The organism is Tritonibacter aquimaris (assembly GCF_009617595.1).
Lineage (GTDB): Bacteria > Pseudomonadota > Alphaproteobacteria > Rhodobacterales > Rhodobacteraceae > Epibacterium > Epibacterium aquimaris.
This window is the reverse complement of the sequence record NZ_WIXK01000007.1, coordinates 1-16,613: the sequence shown is the minus strand read 5'-3', so window position 1 is coordinate 16,613 and position 16,613 is coordinate 1. Positions and strand designations below refer to the sequence as shown.

Below are 16,613 nucleotides of genomic sequence, written 5' to 3'. Positions count from 1 at the left end.
CAGGCTCAATGTGGGCTTTTGAAATTATAGTCTTCCTTGACGGTTTCCATCACCGCAAAGGAATTGGTCTGGCGAATGCCGGGAAGATTGTTGATCTTTTCGCCCAAAACCATGCGGAAATGCGCCATGTCGCGGGTGCGCACCACCAATAGATAGTCAAACGAGCCCGCAATCAGCAGGCATGTCTCGATCTCATCCACCCGCGCCACAGCGCGGTTGAAACGGTCCAGGTAATTCTCGGCTGTGGCTTCAAGCGAAACCTGCACCACGGTTACATGCCCCGCCTCAAGCTGGGACAGATCCAATACCGCCTTATAGCCCCGGATATAACCTTTGCGTTCAAGCCGTTTCACCCGTTCAGAGCACGGGGTGTTTGATAGGTTCACCCGCGCTGCAAGCTCCACCATTGGCAGGCGTCCGTTGCTTTCCAGCTCCTCAAGAATTTTGAGATCGATTCTGTCCAACTCTCTGCTCATCAGAAAGAATTCCTAAATTTTGATGACAAAACATGAAATACTCATGATATTTTTGCCAATTTAACGCCATTTCCTAGCAAAAATCACTGACAATACTCAAGGGGGCCAAATCAACAAATTCAAAACATCTATTGGCCATCCGAGGGGACCTCTCCTCAATTCAACCTGACTAAGGAGGGAAGTATATGACTGTTAAACTGGTGGTTGGCCTGGATGGGGCTGACACGGGGGAACGGGCGTTGACCTTTGCTAAGGAACTTGCAGGACGCGTCGATGATTGCGAACTGATTGTTTCTTATGTGATCGAATGGTCGCCGTTTTCGTTCCAAACACCTGAAGAAAACGCAACACGCCACAAGCGCCGCGAAGAAGAGCTGGCAACAGCCACATCGCGGGTGATCGACCCAGCTGTAACCGCGCTCACAGACGCCGGGTTCAAGGCACAGGGGATTGTGCGTCACGGGGATGTGGCCGAAACACTGAACGCCATTACTGTGGAAAACAAAGCCTCACAGATCATCGTCGGCCGCGCGTCTGAAGGTGGTTTTGCAAAACGCATCTTTGGCAGCTCCACCCAGAACCTGGTGATGCACGCGGACGTACCGGTCACGGTCGTCGGATAAGGACAAAAACAATGAAAAAAATTCAGATGTCTGTGGCTACGGCCGCGACTGCCCTGTTTGTGGCAGCGCCGGCCCTCGCACAAGAGACAATGGGGATCGACGAAAAGGTCAACGCGGCATTCGCCAAAGCAACCGGACCTTTTGTTGCAACTATCTTTGCTCCAATCCCGGGAACCAGCTTTCCCTGGATCGTAATGTGGCTGGTGATTGCCGCCACCGTTTTCACCCTGTATTTCGGCTTTGTTCAGCTGCGTTACTTCCGTCACGCGATCCAGCTGGTCAAAGGTGACTACTCCAATCCCAATGACGCAGGCGAAGTCAGCCACTTCCAGGCTCTGGCCACCGCGCTGTCGGGCACTGTTGGCCTTGGTAACATCGCCGGTGTTGCGGTTGCCATTGGTATCGGTGGTCCGGGTGCAACCTTCTGGATGATCCTTGCTGGCCTTCTTGGCATGGCCTCCAAGTTCACCGAATGTACCCTGGGTGTGAAATTCCGCAATGAGTACGAAGATGGCACCGTCTCCGGTGGCCCGATGTATTACATTTCCAAAGGCTTCAAGGAACGTGGCCTGCCCGGTGGTAAGATCCTGGCGGTGCTGTTTTCGATCTTCTGTATCCTTGGCTCTCTTGGTGGCGGCAATATGTTCCAGGCCAATCAGGCCCATGCGCAGATTACTGGCATCGTTGGTGACTACCCCGGCTGGATCACCGGCATCGCCTTTGCTGCAATCGTCTTCATGGTGATTGTTGGCGGCATCAAATCCATCGCCAAGGTGACTGAAAAAGTCGTGCCTTTCATGGCCGTGATGTATGTGGGTGCGGCGATCGTAATCCTGCTTGCAAATGCAGACATGATCGGCTGGGCCTTTGGCCAGATCTTTGCCGGTGCCTTCACCAGCCTGGGCGTTGCTGGCGGTGTGGTTGGTGCGCTGATCCAGGGTTTCAAACGCGCGGCCTTCTCGAACGAAGCGGGCGTTGGTTCTGCGGCGATTGCGCACTCTGCGGTAAAAACCTCCGAGCCGATCACCGAAGGCTTTGTCTCCCTGCTGGAGCCGCTGATCGACACCGTTGTGATCTGCACCATGACCGCGCTGGTTATCATCATCTCGCAACAGCTGATCACTGACGCGGAAACCGGCTTCTATGTGATGAACGAAGCAGGCTCTGCCATTGCAACTGTTGATGGCAACTCTGGTGTGGCTCTGACCTCCGCCGCCTTTGGTTCCAGCATCAGCTGGTTCCCCTACATCCTGGCGATCGCGGTTGTTCTATTTGCGTTCTCCACCATGATTTCCTGGTCCTACTACGGCCTGAAAGCATGGACCTACCTGTTTGGCGAAGGCAAAACCACCGAGCTCGTGTTCAAACTGATCTTCTGCGTCTTCGTGGTCATCGGTGCATCCGCAAGCCTCGGCCCGGTCATCGACTTCTCGGATGCGGCGATCTTTGCCATGGCAGTGGTCAACATCTTCGCCCTCTACTTCCTGATGGGCTTTGTGCGCCAGGAGCTCGCCTCCTACAGCGCCCGCCTGAAAGATGGCACCATCAAGAAATTCGCCCGCAACTAAGCGCGTGTAAAACAATGTTCCAAGGCGGTCACCGCCTTGGAGCCCAAGACACGGCCGCTGCGCGGCAACGTCCAGCACCACCCGGTCTGGACATTTTTTATGCACAGGCCCAGGGTTTGAGGATCTGATCAAATCCGCCTACACGCATTTTCAAACAACGGAGTTCTGGTGATGAAGGTCTTTTACGCCCCTGAAACCGAAGCACATAGCCCCGGCTTTCGCCTCACCCACGGTCGTCCCGCCAGCAACGCCGAGCTCCCCGAACGCGCGCAACGCCTGCTGAACGGGATCAAACAGCTCGGTCTACCCGTGAGCTCCCCACCTGAGGCCCCACGCAGCGCTTTGGAGAAAGTGCATACCAAAGAATTTCTCGCGTTTCTGGAAACCGCCTGGGAGGAATGGCAAAAACTGCCAAACGCCAGCATTGAGGTGATCCCAAACCTGTGCCCACAAAAGACAGAGGCGCGTTACCCACAAAGCATCATCGCCCGCGCAGGTTGGCATTTCGGGGATGTTTCTGCGCCCATCGGTGAACACTCCTGGCAGGCCACCCGCCGTGCCGCCGATTGCGCCGTGGCCGCCGCCAATGCAGTGCTTGAAGGTGACAAAGCGGCCTATGCGCTGACGCGGCCACCGGGACACCACAGCAACGCGGATGCTGCCGCAGGCCACTGCCTGATGAATATTGCCGCCATCGCTGTGGAACAGCTGCGCAATACACACGCCCGCGTCGCCACCCTAGATATCGATGTACACCACGGCAACGGCACCCAATCGATCTTTTATGAACGCCCGGATGTGCTCACTGTGTCGGTGCATGCTGAAACCGATAACTACTATCCGTTTTACACCGGATATGCCGATGAACTTGGGCGCGGCGCAGGCTCCGGTTTCAACCAAAACTTCCCCCTGCCACGCAGCACAACAGACGCCCGCTGGCTTGAGACGATCGCACAAGGCCTAGAGCGCATCAAAGAATTTGAACCCGGCGCACTGATGGTATCGCTTGGCTTGGATGCCCATGAAAACGACCCACTTGAAGGTATGCAGATCAGCTGGGAGGGTTTTCGTAAGGCCGGAGCAATGATTGCCGCTGCAGGCTATCCAACGGTCTTGATTCAGGAAGGCGGCTATCTGTCAGAAGATCTGACGACCTCGCTTGTTGCCTTCTTTGAAGGCTACCTCGGCCGTTGACGATTGCGGGGCGCAACTCTTCCTGCGCCCCTGCCCCACCACAGGTTTCTGAAACGATTGTGCAATTGGTGCTAGGGCAACAGCGCCAGACGTTTCAAAAACAGCGCTTTCACAGTATCTGCTGCCACTTTCATGCAGACATTCACGGGTTTGCGCCCGCTGTCAGGCGCCGCAACGGTGGCCCCAATTTCTTCGCCCTCGCAGATCACTTTCATCGCAAGGCTGCGGGTTTCGAAATGCTCGGGATGGGTACAGGCAATCACCGCAGCCGGGTCATGCAATGAACAGCCCTCAAGCCCGGCAACCTTCAGATAGAACGCCAAATAGAAATGTGACATGTCCTGCAACATGCCCCCAAGTTCAGGAGAATTGGCCGCAATCTGAGTAAAGTCTTCTGGCGTGCAAAGAATACGATGGGTCACATCCAGCCCCACCAGCGTGACCTTTTCACCTGCGGTCATCACCACATCCGCCGCATGCGGATCGTGATAGATATTGGCCTCGGCAAATTTGGTAATATTGCCGCCCTCTTCCAGCGATCCCCCCATGATCACGATGGATTTGACGTTGTGCACAAACTCCGCATCCCGCTCCATCGCCACCGCGATATTTGTCAGCGGCCCGATCGGGCAGACGACCAGTTCGCCTTTGTGCTCGCGCGCCATGCGAATAAGGAAATCCGCGGCGTCCTCATCCACTGCCTTCCCAGCTGGTGTGGCCGCAGGAATATCACCAAACCCCTCATCACCATGCACTTCAGACGATGGCGGAAATGGTGGCAGTTTGAGCGGCGCTTTGGCCCCGGCAGCCACAGGCACCTCAGCAAGATCCGCAGCCTCCAGCAGGCGCAAGGCGTTCCGGGTCGCGATCTCGGTTGTCACATTGCCAAAAATCGTTGTCAGCCCCAGCAATTCAATGTCAGCGGCAGCAGCCGCGTAAAAGATCGCCATCGCATCATCAATGCCCGGGTCCGTGTCGATAATCAGCTTGGTCACATCGCTCATTGGGGTGCTCGCTCTTGTTTGATTGCGGCAGTCTCACGCAATTTTGCAACCACTTCAACCTGAGATCCAAAAACAACAAAAGCGCCCCAAATGGAGCGCTTTTGCAAGAAAACATCTGATCGCGATCAGGTGTTAAACAGGAAGTGCATCACATCGCCATCCTGAACGATGTAGCTTTTGCCTTCTGCGCGCATTTTGCCCGCGTCCTTGGCCCCTGCTTCACCATTGCCAGAGATATAATCATCATAGGCAATGGTCTCAGCCCGGATGAAACCTTTTTCAAAATCGCCGTGGATCACGCCAGCGGCCTGCGGTGCAGCGGTGCCGGTCTTGATGGTCCAGGCGCGCGCTTCTTTAGGGCCAACGGTGAAATAGGTTTCCAGTTTCAACAGCTCATAGCCCGCGCGGATCAGTCGATCGAGACCCGCTTCAGCCAGTCCCATTTCTTCCAGGAACATGGTGGCTTCATCGGCTTCCAGTTGACTGATCTCTTCCTCGATCTGAGCAGAGATAATCACATGCGAGTTGCCCTGGCTTGCTGCCATCTCTGCAACACGTGCGGAATGGTCATTGCCTTCCACGCTTTCGCTCTCGCCCACGTTGCAGACATACAGAACGGGCTTTGTGGTCAGCAGCTGCAGGGTTTTCCACGCCTTCACATCATCGGCGTCAACTTCCACCAGACGTGCAGGTTTGCCATCTTCCAGCATCGCCTGCGCTTCTGCCAGCAGACGATCCTGTTGCAGGGCTTCTTTGTCGTTGCCTTTAAGCTTGCGCACCAGATTGGCACGGCGCTTTTCGATGCTTTCCAGATCCGCGAGCATCAGCTCGGTCTCGATCGTGTCCGCATCGGCAACCGGGTCTACCCGATCTTCCACATGGGTCACGTCATCATCTTCAAAGCAGCGCAGCACATGGGCAATTGCGTCTACTTCGCGAATGTTGGCCAGAAACTGGTTGCCAAGGCCTTCGCCTTTGGATGCGCCTTTGACCAGACCCGCGATATCAACAAAGGTCATGCGGGTTGGAATGATCTGAGCCGAGCCTGCAATCGCAGCCAGCTTATCAAGCCGAAGGTCCGGCACCGCCACATCACCCACATTGGGCTCGATGGTGCAAAACGGAAAATTTGCCGCCTGCGCCGAGGCGGTTTTGGTCAATGCGTTGAACAGTGTTGACTTGCCCACATTCGGCAGACCAACGATTCCCATTTTAAAGCCCATATCGGCCTCCTGAATGCCACTTGGATAGGGCTTCTAGGCAGCATTGCCCCCATACGCAAGCGTGTGAAAGGTGGAAATGGGGCCAGAAAGACGCGATTTGGTTAGATTCTTCACCTGATCGTTATCCCCCCTTTTTATTAAGGCGAATCCAATTATATGCTGGCCACTCAATAAAAACTCCACGAGGGCGTATATGAAATCTCTGTTGATGGGTGCTGTTTTCGCCGCCGCAATTGCGGGCTCAGCCCAAGCACAATCCCTGGTCTTTGGTGCAGGGTATTCTGACTTTTCCGAAACCGGATCCGAGGACGGTTTCATTGCGGCCGTCGAACTCCACGGCAAAGCCTTCTTGGAACGTGGCAATTTTTCTGCTGGCTGGGGTGGTGTCGCTTCCATTCAGGAAACCGGTGACGCCTTTATTGGTGCTGGCCTCGTGGGGAAATTTCAGCTGCAAAACCGTTGGTTTGTAGAAACCAGTGTGATGCCTGGCGCCTATTTCGACAATGAAGAAGGCAATGATCTGGGCTCCACCTTCGAAATCCGCAGCCTTCTGGGCGTTGGGCGCGAGCTCAGAAATGGTTCCGCTGTTTCCGTGTCTATTTCGCATAAGTCCAATGCGTCGACCGCCGAACGCAACCCTGGCGTAAACAGCTTTATGCTGCGCTGGCACAAGCCGCTGTAGTTTACAGTAGACACATCACATGGGCGGTCGGGATTGATTTCTTGGCCAACATTCGGCACATCAGTGCAGAACAAGGAACAAAGGCCCGCCCATGACCCGTATCGACGCCAAATTCGCCGCCCTGAAAGCAGAGGGCAAAAAAGCATTTGTCACCTATGTGATGGCAGGCGATCCCGATTTCGATACATCTCTTGAAATTGTCAAAGGCCTGCCCGCCGCTGGCGTTGACATTATCGAGCTTGGCCTGCCCTTCACCGATCCTATGGCAGATGGCGCGACCATTCAGCTTGCTGGGCAGCGCGCGCTTGGAGCGGGCATGACGCTTGAACGCACGCTCGAGCTGGCGCGTGAATTCCGCAAAGACGACAACACAACCCCAATCGTTTTGATGGGTTACTACAACCCGATCTACAACCGCGGCGTCGACACCTTTCTCAAAGATGCCAAAGACGCTGGCATCGATGGCCTGATCGTAGTGGACCTGCCACCGGAAGAAGACGATGAACTCTGCATCCCGGCACAGGCTGCGGGTCTGAACTTTATTCGCCTCGCAACCCCCACAACCGACGACGCCCGCTTGCCGCGCGTGATGCAAAACACCTCGGGCTTTGTCTATTACGTGTCGATCACCGGTATCACTGGCGCAGCAGAAGCCCAGGCGAGCGATGTCGCTCCTGAAGTGACCCGCATCAAAGCGGCGGTTAACTTGCCGGTGATTGTTGGCTTTGGCATCAAAACACCTGAAAACGCCGAATCCATCGCCAAAATCGCAGATGGTGCCGTGGTCGGCAGCGCGATTGTGAGCCAGATCGCCGACGGAAAACCCGTCAAAGACGTGCTTGAATTCGTGGCGGATCTCGCCGCAGGTGCCCACCGCGGCTAATCCAAACTGAGTATTCAAACAAAACCGCGTCTGCATTGTCAGGCGCGGTTTTTTTGTGTTTGGCCCGCCAAACCTATCCTTTGGGATAGGGTTCCCTCCAGACCTTAACCTTTCGCGTTTGGCGAAATACCAAAGCGGGACACAACTTCCATTAAAATTGTCTCATACTGGCTGCACAAACACTCAGGAGATGAACAATGGACAAGGTTTGGATCAGCGCACTTATCGGAGCCCTCACTGGCGGCCTGCTTTCGACGTCTTGTGTTTTGTTCCTCGCCGCTCCGCTTTGGAGCCTCCTGGTCATCTATCCAGTGGTCGGAGCCATCACAACTGGAGCGATTTATGCAGTCTGGCATCACCTCGAAGCTGAGATGGATAAAAGCCGTGCATTGGCAGAAAACATGTACCACGCTGATCATCTGATCCAATAAATCACCAGAGCGGTACAGCGCGCGCAAAATGCGCCGAGGAAATATACCTAAGTATGAATAGAGTTTTAACAGAGTTGTAGTTAGCTTTTCGTTGATAAAGTTCTCAACCTGTCTTTAATAAATCCGGGTTCACCACACACCCATTGGCGCGTAGAGGTTTAAACATGGCATTTATTGGACTGGTTTGCGGGATGGTAGTCGGCGCTATTGCGGCATCATTTGGTGTGTTTTTCCTGGGCATACCGCTGTGGCTGGGGCTGCTGACCTACTCCTTCGCCGGGGCTGCCACTATGCTGCTGTCCATTGCGGCCATGTACGCGCGTCACGACGATGATGACTCTGGTCACATGCCACGCTCTGAGCGCCGCACAGGCTACATGGCGCAGGAACGTCGCGAGGTCGCTTAATACACCGCACGTTCAAAGCAGCAGATCTGCGATATTTTCACGATCCTTTAAAACAAGCGTTGACGTATAATTAGAGCTGTTGGACCATAGTTGGGCAAATGTCACTTTGAGTGAGTATCGCCATGCTGTCCCGCCGTCGCTTTATTTCGTCTACTGCCGCCGCCGTTTCTGTGCCTATGCTTCCTTCTTTTGTTGAAGCAAAAACAGAAACTGGTTTTGACCCCATCCCCCAGGTTGTAAAAATCAAAAAGCAGTTTGAACCGGGGCAAATTCTGGTGCTGCCACGCTCCTTTTATTTGTATTACGTGACAGAACCGCGCCGCGCTGTGCGCTATGGCGTTGGCGTTGGGCGCGCGGGCTTAGAATTTACCGGCAGTGCCGAAATCGCCCGCAAACGGGAATGGCCAAGCTGGCGTCCAACCCCTGATATGATCAACCGCGACCCGCGCGCCTATGCGAAATTTGTCGACAACGATTATATCCAACCTGGTGGCCCCCAAAACCCACTGGGGGCGCGCGCGCTTTATCTCTACCAGAACGGCGTCGACACCTATTTCCGTATCCATGGCACCAACCGCCCAGAGACCATTGGCAGCGCTGTCTCAAACGGCTGCATCCGCCTGACCAATGAACATGTTGCCGATCTCTACGATCGGGTTCCTGTGGGCACGATCGTCACAGTTCTCTAATTTGATACCTGGCACGATTTCATCCCAAGATCACCAAGAAGGTCTCTTTTCCTCGCTTGTTCCATCTGCTAGATCACACGAATGGTCAGGCCCCTTAGCTCAACTGGATAGAGCAGCTGACTTCTAATCAGCAGGCTGAGGGTTCGAGTCCTTCAGGGGTCGCCATTTCATAAATTTGTCATTATAGCATATCAGTGCCAGTTTTGGGCATAAGCGTGCCAACTGGCTGTCAAGAGGTTTCTCTCAGGTCGCCAGAACAAAGCGCCTCACTCTTAGCAACTTATTGATTTTGGGCTAATTCCCGAAACGACACGAGCAACATCCTGGCGCAGGTAAATTCCCCCATAGCTCCGAGCGTTTGGAGTGAACGGCATGAGCCCGGCCATTTTCAAGCCTCGGCTTAATGAGTTGCGGTGTAATCCTGTTTCCTCGGATAGCAACGTGATTGTCGCGAACAGCGATCGAAACGCAGCGATGTCCTTCTATGTCATGTGATAGGCCGCTTTCCCCGTCTTGGGATTTTCGATCAATGTTGCGGGCGTGTGACCGTCTTGGATGAAGGCGAGAAAGGCTCCTTTTTTACGCAAACCGATGCTACGGGCAAAGGCCGCAGCGGTCGGAGGCTCGACATTGGTCCTCCTTTGATCAATCACGGCCACCATAGACTCGGGCACCACCAGCGACCGATAGCCCCGTTGTTCGGGCCGGTCCTCCTCCACTGGAAGGCCCATGCAGACAAGACCATGATCCACGATCTGTCGCCCAATATGCTTGCACAGTCTTGCTGCGGCAAAGACCGTGTGGCCCTTGAACCAAGTCCCGTCTTTCCCCGTCCGCAAACGTCTGTCGAGCCACAGATCATGGGCTGTGACATTGAAGGCTGTTTCCTCTGCTTGCGCCGCGCCAAGTGTTGCTTGTAAATCTAAAAACCGCGCCTGAAAGTCCCATCGCCTCAAGGGCGTATCTTCTTCCCAAAGTGGAACAAGTGGCCGGTTGTGCATGATACAGACCTTGGCGTCTTTAAGCTGCCAGTCTCCTCGATATGTAATAGCTGTCAGAGGCGCGACAGACTGCGCTGCGATGTCCGCTCTCAGGCAATCCGGGCACCCCCGCACCACGGGACTTCGCAAGGCGCGCGACGGGACTAGCTCTCCGCGAAAATGCATACGAATGTCACCTGCAGGCCGCCCAGTCCAAGAAACGAGTTCGTTCAGCTGTTCCGCTCGAAGACCAGCAACCTCAGCCAACGTCTGGAGCGCGACCTCTTCGAAGTTCAACACCCGCTTGAAGGAGAAACCCATGTCTTTTGAAAACTCAACAACACCGAGGCCACTTGCTGCGAGGCGAAGAAACCTGAGCACCACATGGAAAGCAGACATCCAGCACACGACAGGTTGCGAGGCATCGAGGCAGAAACAAAAAAGCGCAGGCCGTAGCCTGCGCTTCGATGTGGTGCAGTCGAATGCTTGTTAACGGCTCGACCACGGATTTTGAACAAAGCCTACGATGCATATTTCGAAACAGCGCACAACCGCAATCTGACATTGCATCCGAGAATCCGGGATGCAATCCTGAGTAATATTCTTTTGGAGATTGCGATGCGCTTGGGGCTGGATATTGGCACAAATTCCATTGGCTGGTGGCTCTATGCCACCCATGAGGGCGAAATTTGCGGTGTGATCGATGGCGGGGTGCGGATTTTCTCGGACGGGCGCGATCCGAAAACCAAAGCCTCGCTGGCGGTAGACCGGCGTGCGGCGCGGGCGCAACGAAGGCGCCGCGACCGGTTCCTGCGCCGCAAGGCAGCGCTGATGAAGCGGATGGCCGAGACCGGGTTGATGCCAGTTGATCCGGCGGAGGCCAAAGCGCTGGAGCAATTGGACCCCTACGCCCTGCGCGCACTTGGGCTGGACCAGGAATTGCCGCTGGCTCATTTCGGCCGGGCGCTGTTTCATCTGAACCAACGGCGCGGGTTCAAATCCAACCGCAAGACCGACCGAGGCGACAATGAAAGCGGCAAGATCAAGGATGCCACCGCCCGGTTGGATCAGGCGATGATGGCCAAGGACGCCCGCACCTATGGCGAGTTTCTGCATCTGCGCCGGGCCGCCGCACCGGATCCGAAACAGGTGCCGACGGTGCGGGCGCGGCTGTCGGTCGCAAGGCGCGACACAGACGCAAAGGAAGAGGCGGGCTATGATTTCTACCCCGACCGGCGCCATCTGTCGGAGGAATACGACAAGCTGTGGGCCGCACAGGCGGGGTATCACCCTGATGTGCTGACGGATGAGCTGCGGGATGAGATCGCGCTGATCATCTTTCACCAGCGACCACTGAAGACACCTGAGGTTGGCCTGTGCCTGTTCTCGGACGAGAAGCGCATCCCTGCGGCACATCCGTTGAACCAGCGCCGCATTCTGGTGGAAACCGTCAATGCGCTGCGGGTCGCGGCCAAGGGCGAGGCCGCACGCGGACTGACCCGCGAGGAGCGCGACCAGATTTTGCATGCGCTGGACAATAAAAAGCACACCAAATCTCTAGCGGGCATGGTGATGAAGCTGAAAGCGCTTGGCAAAACGATCAAGCTGCGCCCAGAACAATCTTTCACGCTGGAAACCGCCATACGCGACGCCATCGCCTGCGATCCGGTGCGCGCCAGTCTCTCACACCCGGACCGGTTCGGTTCGCGCTGGTCAACACTGGACGCCGATACCCAGTGGCAAGTGATCGAGCGCATCCGGGCGGTGCAAAGCGATGCCGAACATAATGCGCTGTCGGACTGGCTGGTGAGCGAACATGCGCTGGACCGCGATCATGCCGAAACGGCTGCGAACGCCCCGCTGCCTGAAGGTTACGGGCGGCTGGGCCTGACCGCGACCAAGCGGATTCTGGCCGCGCTGGAAGCGGAGGTGATCCCCTATAGTGAGGCGGTGGCACGCTGCGGCTGGCACCATTCGGACCGCCGCACAGGTGAGGTGCTGGAACAGTTACCCTATTACGGTGAAATCCTGGACCGCCATGTGATCCCCGGCAGCTATGACGAAAAAGATGACGACATCACCCGCTATGGCCGCATCACCAACCCCACGGTGCATATCGGACTGAACCAACTGCGCCGTCTGGTGAACCGGATCATCACCGTCTACGGCAAACCCGATGAAATCGTGGTGGAGCTTGCACGCGACTTGAAACTGTCGGAAGAGCAGAAGAAGGAAGTCAACAAGACCATCAAGAAAAACACCGACGCCGCCGCGCAGCGCAGCAAGAAACTCGACGAAATGGGTATCCCCGATACTGGCGCCAACCGCATGGTGCTGCGCCTGTGGGAGAGCCTGAGTGACGATGCCATGTTGCGCAAATGCCCCTATTCCGGCCAGCAGATCAGCGCGCAGATGCTGTTTGACGGCTCTTGCGACGTGGACCACATCCTGCCCTATTCGCGCACTCTGGACGATGGCTTTGCCAACCGCACCCTGTGCTTGAAAGAATTCAACCGACAGAAATCCAACAAGACCCCGTGGGAGGCCTGGGGCGGCACCCCGCAATGGGACAAGATCTCTGCCAATCTGAAGAACCTGCCCGAAAACCGTGCCTGGCGCTTTGCACCCGATGCCATGGAGCGGTTCGAGGGCGAGAATGATTTCGCCGCCCGGGCCTTGAAGGATACGCAATACTTGGCCCGGATCGCCCGGACATATCTGGAGGCGCTGTATGATGGCCAGGATGGCAAAAGCCATGTCTGGGTGGTGCCGGGACGGCTGACAGAAATGCTGCGGCGCCATTGGGGATTGAACGGGATCACCGCGCTGAGTGACAACGGCAAGAAGACGGTAAAGGCCAAGAACCGCACCGACCACCGCCATCATGCGATTGATGCGGCCGTGATCGCGGCAACAGACCGCGCGCTGATCCAGCGGATCAGCAAAATGGCGGGCAGCGATGAGTTGGAGGGTGCCGAAGACGTGGCGCGCGCGGTGCCGCCGCCCTGGGTCGAGTTCCGCGACGACATTGCCGCGCAGCTTCAGCGCATCATTGTCAGCCACCGGGCCGACCACGGGAGGATTGACCCGGCAGCGCGCAAATCCGGCCGCGACAGCAGCAGCGGCCAGTTGCACAACGATACCGCCTATGGCCTGACGAGCGATGGCACCGTGGTTACCCGCAAGCCTTTGATGTCACTGAAACCCGGCGATATTGCCATCACGAATCGTGGCGCCAATATCCGCGACGCCGACCTGCAACGACATCTGGCGCGGGTTACACGCGGGTTAGAAGGCAAGGACTTTGAACAGGCGCTGGCTAAATTTGCCGATGCGCGCAAATTGCCAGATCACTCCGACAATCCCTATTTCGGCATCCGCCGGGTGCGGATGGAAGAAGCGCTGAAGGTGATTTCCATCAAGGATAAGAATGGTCGCGCTTACAAAGGCTACAAACCTGATAGCAATGCGCGCTACGAAATCTGGAAGCTGCCGGATGGAACTGTCTCCCATCACGTCGTGGCGACCTTTGACGCACACAACGATACAACGTCCAAACCGCACCCGGCCGCTAAACGCCTGCACCGGTTTCATAAGGGCGATCTGGTGCGTCTGGAGCAAAGCAAGTTTGGTCCGGTTGTCGCGACAGTGGAAAAATTCAATGTCAATGGCGGCATCGAGCTGGTCCCCCATAACGAGGCCAATGCCTCGGACCGCTACCGTAAATCGAAAGAAGACCTTTATATCCGCCTGAGCGCCGCCACTTTGATCAAGTCCGGTGGCCGCCGGGTCTATGTCGATGAAATGGGCCGGGTTCGGGACCCCGGCGTGGCGCAGGATTTGCGCGCATAGGTTGTGTCATAATGGCCACTCCCGGTGCCTGTCGGTGGGGCATCGGGTGATTTTAACCAATTCTCATCACCTGCGGCCCTGAATGAACACCGTTTTCAAAACGGGAACCCGCATGGATCAGATCATCGACATTGCCACCGACGGCCGCCACCTCTCGCGCGAACGCGGCTTTCTGAAGGTCTCGGAACAGGGCGCCGAAATCGGCCGGACGCCTCTGGATCAGGTCGCAGGCGTCATGGTGCATGCCCATGGGACCACCTGGTCGACCTCGCTGCTGACCGAACTGGCGGAGCGTGGCGCACCGGTTGTTTTGTGCGCCGCCAACCATGCGCCGAAGTCAGTGCTTATGCCGCTGGAAGGCCACCACCTGCAGGGTGCCCGTATGCGGGCGCAATGGCACGCCAAGACACCCATGATCAAACAGGCGTGGAAACAGGTCATTAGCGCCAAGGTCAAGATGCAGGCCGCCGCGCTCGACGCCTTTGGTCAGGACGCCGCGCCCCTGCATATGATGCGGCGCCGGATCACCTCGGGCGACGGCAGCAACATCGAGGCCCAGGCCGCGCGTTACTACTGGCCGCGCATGATGGGGCCTGATTTCCGCCGCGACATCGGCGCAGGTGATGAAAACGCGCTGCTGAACTATGGCTATACCGTGTTACGTGCTGCCTGCGCCCGTGCCGTGGTCGCGGCCGGTTTGCACCCGACCATTGGCCTGTTTCACAGCAACCGGGGCAATGCATTTGCTCTGGCCGATGATTTGTTGGAGCCGTTCCGCCCCCTGGTCGATTGCGCGGTGTGCGGGATCGTCGCGTCTCGCGGTTCAGATGTCGATCCCCAGGCCAAGCAGGCCTTGGCCAGGCTGATCGCTACAGATTTGCCGCTGCAGGGCGGCACGACACCTGTGTCGGTCGCGTTGATAAAGCTCGCTACATCGCTCGGGCAGAGCTTCGAGAGCGGCAAGCTGGCCCTCGCTTTGCCGGTCCCGCCGACGTCGGATATGCTGACGGGTTTGGGTACATGAGCGTGACCTTCAAGCAACTGTCAGGATATCGGTTGATGTGGATTCTTGTGATGTTCGATTTGCCCACCGACACGAAACTGCAGCGCAAAAAAGCGGCGGCATTTCGCAACTTCCTGCTGGATGAGGGGTTCGAACGCAGTCAGTTTTCGGTCTATGCTCGTTTTGTCAATGGCAAAGAAGCCTTCGCAACGCGCGTCAACCGGATCGAACGCCATTTACCCGCGTCAGGTGACGTGCAGATCCTCAACTTCACTGACCGGCAATATCGTGATATTATTCACTTCTCGGATCAGGGGCGCCATGCGGCCCGGGAAAATCCGCAGCAACTTGTGATGTTCTGAAGTGATTCATGTTGAAAACTGACAATAGATCTCGAACAAAACCCACTCTTTTCAGAGAGTTGATCCGAGATCTATTGTAGCCGTTCAAAATCCGAGGTCCAGCCGCAACCGGATTCTTGGTGCGCATGGGGCGCGCCATATTGTAGCCGTTCAAAATCCGAGGTCCAGCCGCAACCACGTCAGACGCTTGCGGGGTGTAGCCGGTATTGTAGCCGTTCAAAATCCGAGGTCCAGCCGCAACGCGTCACCACCTCATCGGTAATGCCGGGCATTGTAGCCGTTCAAAATCCGAGGTCCAGCCGCAACGACGGGATAGCGCTGTGCGGCGTTGATTGATTGTAGCCGTTCAAAATCCGAGGTCCAGCCGCAACCCCGCAACATCTTCTTTGACCATGACGCGATTGTAGCCGTTCAAAATCCGAGGTCCAGCCGCAACTAACTTCCTGATCCGCGTGTACGAGGGATATTGTAGCCGTTCAAAATCCGAGGTCCAGCCGCAACAAGCCCATTAGGCAGGAGATGTTCGTGCAATTGTAGCCGTTCAAAATCCGAGGTCCAGCCGCAACCTACGATTATCCCAGTAAGCACTAGCCCACTATTGTAGCCGTTCAAAATCCGAGGTCCAGCCGCAACAGTATATTGCACAATCTCATTGTCTATTGCATTGTAGCCGTTCAAAATCCGAGGTCCAGCCGCAACTGTGGCTGAATTGAACAAGCGACATGGGTTATTGTAGCCGTTCAAAATCCGAGGTCCAGCCGCAACTAGGTAACTGTAGCCTTGGCAGACGTCCAAATTGTAGCCGTTCAAAATCCGAGGTCCAGCCGCAACCTGTCAGCGCGCCTGCAGCCTGCATTGCAATTGTAGCCGTTCAAAATCCGAGGTCCAGCCGCAACTATAATATGGGACGATTTTTCTAACATGCATTGTAGCCGTTCAAAATCCGAGGTCCAGCCGCAACATGGGTTCTCCCATTTCGAAGCCTAGGCCGATTGTAGCCGTTCAAAATCCGAGGTCCAGCCGCAACTTAGTCGGACGCGCAAGTGCGCTTGTGTTATTGTAGCCGTTCAAAATCCGAGGTCCAGCCGCAACCTCTGATCAGATCATGAAGGAAATGCAGCGAATGGCGGCTATTGCGGGTCGCAGTATAATACCTACAGCCACCTCTGCCTTCCGCCGTGTTTCCCATGAATGCCGCCAGATCAGTTCTGACTTGATGGTTTTGAAGAAGGTTTC

Annotated in this window: 15 protein-coding genes, 1 tRNA gene and 1 CRISPR repeat array; of the genes, 12 read left to right on the top strand and 4 right to left on the bottom strand. The window is 56.1% G+C overall.

Annotated features, from left to right (window positions below):
• Positions 1-5: 5 nt before the first annotated feature.
• The gene (locus tag GG681_RS13465; protein WP_153548549.1) at positions 6-476 is read right to left on the bottom strand and encodes an Lrp/AsnC ligand binding domain-containing protein; all 471 of its coding nucleotides are present in this window, start codon (positions 474-476) and stop codon (positions 6-8) included.
• A gap of 185 nt (positions 477-661) precedes the next feature.
• Between GG681_RS13465 and GG681_RS13460 the strand changes: the two genes are divergently transcribed.
• The 3 genes from GG681_RS13460 (at position 662) to GG681_RS13450 (ending at position 3,861) form a co-directional block, all read left to right on the top strand.
• A complete protein-coding gene (locus tag GG681_RS13460) occupies positions 662-1,099 on the top strand; it encodes a universal stress protein (protein ID WP_153548548.1) in 438 nt (145 codons plus the stop codon).
• A gap of 11 nt (positions 1,100-1,110) precedes the next feature.
• Positions 1,111-2,667, top strand: a complete 1,557-nt coding sequence (locus tag GG681_RS13455) for an alanine/glycine:cation symporter family protein (protein WP_153548547.1) — start codon at positions 1,111-1,113, stop codon at positions 2,665-2,667.
• Positions 2,668-2,838: 171 nt separating this feature from the next.
• Complete coding sequence (locus GG681_RS13450) at positions 2,839-3,861, top strand: histone deacetylase family protein (RefSeq protein WP_153548546.1); 1,023 nt, start codon at positions 2,839-2,841, stop codon at positions 3,859-3,861.
• 71 nt (positions 3,862-3,932) lie between these two features.
• On the opposite strand, the gene GG681_RS13445 is transcribed toward GG681_RS13450, so the two are convergent.
• Both GG681_RS13445 and ychF read right to left on the bottom strand, forming a co-directional pair.
• Complete coding sequence (locus GG681_RS13445) at positions 3,933-4,865, bottom strand: nucleoside hydrolase (RefSeq protein ID WP_153548545.1); 933 nt, start codon at positions 4,863-4,865, stop codon at positions 3,933-3,935.
• Positions 4,866-4,990: 125 nt separating this feature from the next.
• Entirely contained in the window at positions 4,991-6,088 is a 1,098-nt protein-coding gene (ychF, locus tag GG681_RS13440; RefSeq protein ID WP_153548544.1) for a redox-regulated ATPase YchF, read from the bottom strand.
• A 193-nt stretch (positions 6,089-6,281) separates the two neighbouring features.
• Here ychF and GG681_RS13435 point away from each other — a divergent pair, with 193 nt between their 5' ends.
• The 6 genes from GG681_RS13435 to GG681_RS13410 all read left to right on the top strand — a co-directional run bounded on the left by GG681_RS13435 (position 6,282) and on the right by GG681_RS13410 (position 9,345).
• On the top strand, positions 6,282-6,770 hold the full coding sequence (locus GG681_RS13435; RefSeq protein ID WP_153548543.1) for an acyloxyacyl hydrolase: 489 nt from the start codon (positions 6,282-6,284) through the stop codon (positions 6,768-6,770).
• Positions 6,771-6,861: 91 nt separating this feature from the next.
• Positions 6,862-7,653, top strand: coding sequence for a tryptophan synthase subunit alpha (gene trpA, locus GG681_RS13430; protein WP_153548542.1), 792 nt, complete (start codon positions 6,862-6,864; stop codon positions 7,651-7,653).
• Positions 7,654-7,850: 197 nt separating this feature from the next.
• Entirely contained in the window at positions 7,851-8,084 is a 234-nt protein-coding gene (locus tag GG681_RS13425) for a hypothetical protein (protein ID WP_153548541.1), read from the top strand.
• Positions 8,085-8,248: 164 nt separating this feature from the next.
• Positions 8,249-8,491, top strand: coding sequence for a hypothetical protein (locus tag GG681_RS13420; RefSeq protein WP_153548540.1), 243 nt, complete (start codon positions 8,249-8,251; stop codon positions 8,489-8,491).
• A 122-nt stretch (positions 8,492-8,613) separates the two neighbouring features.
• On the top strand, positions 8,614-9,180 hold the full coding sequence (locus tag GG681_RS13415; RefSeq protein WP_153548539.1) for a L,D-transpeptidase: 567 nt from the start codon (positions 8,614-8,616) through the stop codon (positions 9,178-9,180).
• 88 nt (positions 9,181-9,268) lie between these two features.
• Positions 9,269-9,345 (top strand) — tRNA-Arg (locus GG681_RS13410).
• A 317-nt stretch (positions 9,346-9,662) separates the two neighbouring features.
• Here the strand turns inward: GG681_RS13410 and GG681_RS13405 are convergent.
• On the bottom strand, positions 9,663-10,559 hold the full coding sequence (locus GG681_RS13405; protein ID WP_153548538.1) for a TniQ family protein: 897 nt from the start codon (positions 10,557-10,559) through the stop codon (positions 9,663-9,665).
• 219 nt (positions 10,560-10,778) lie between these two features.
• Between GG681_RS13405 and cas9 the strand changes: the two genes are divergently transcribed.
• The 3 genes from cas9 to cas2 all read left to right on the top strand — a co-directional run bounded on the left by cas9 (position 10,779) and on the right by cas2 (position 15,377).
• Positions 10,779-14,012 (top strand): type II CRISPR RNA-guided endonuclease Cas9, encoded by a 3,234-nt coding sequence (gene cas9, locus GG681_RS13400; RefSeq protein ID WP_153548537.1) that lies wholly within the window; start codon positions 10,779-10,781, stop codon positions 14,010-14,012.
• A gap of 112 nt (positions 14,013-14,124) precedes the next feature.
• Positions 14,125-15,036, top strand: coding sequence for a type II CRISPR-associated endonuclease Cas1 (gene cas1, locus GG681_RS13395; RefSeq protein WP_153548536.1), 912 nt, complete (start codon positions 14,125-14,127; stop codon positions 15,034-15,036).
• A complete protein-coding gene (gene cas2, locus GG681_RS13390) occupies positions 15,033-15,377 on the top strand; it encodes a CRISPR-associated endonuclease Cas2 (RefSeq protein WP_235899957.1) in 345 nt (114 codons plus the stop codon). The genes cas1 and cas2 overlap by 4 nt, the downstream gene beginning before the upstream one ends.
• A 73-nt stretch (positions 15,378-15,450) precedes the next feature.
• A CRISPR array of direct repeats spans positions 15,451-16,469; the repeat unit is 36 nt; unit sequence ATTGTAGCCGTTCAAAATCCGAGGTCCAGCCGCAAC.
• Between the last annotated feature and the right edge of the window lie 144 nt (positions 16,470-16,613).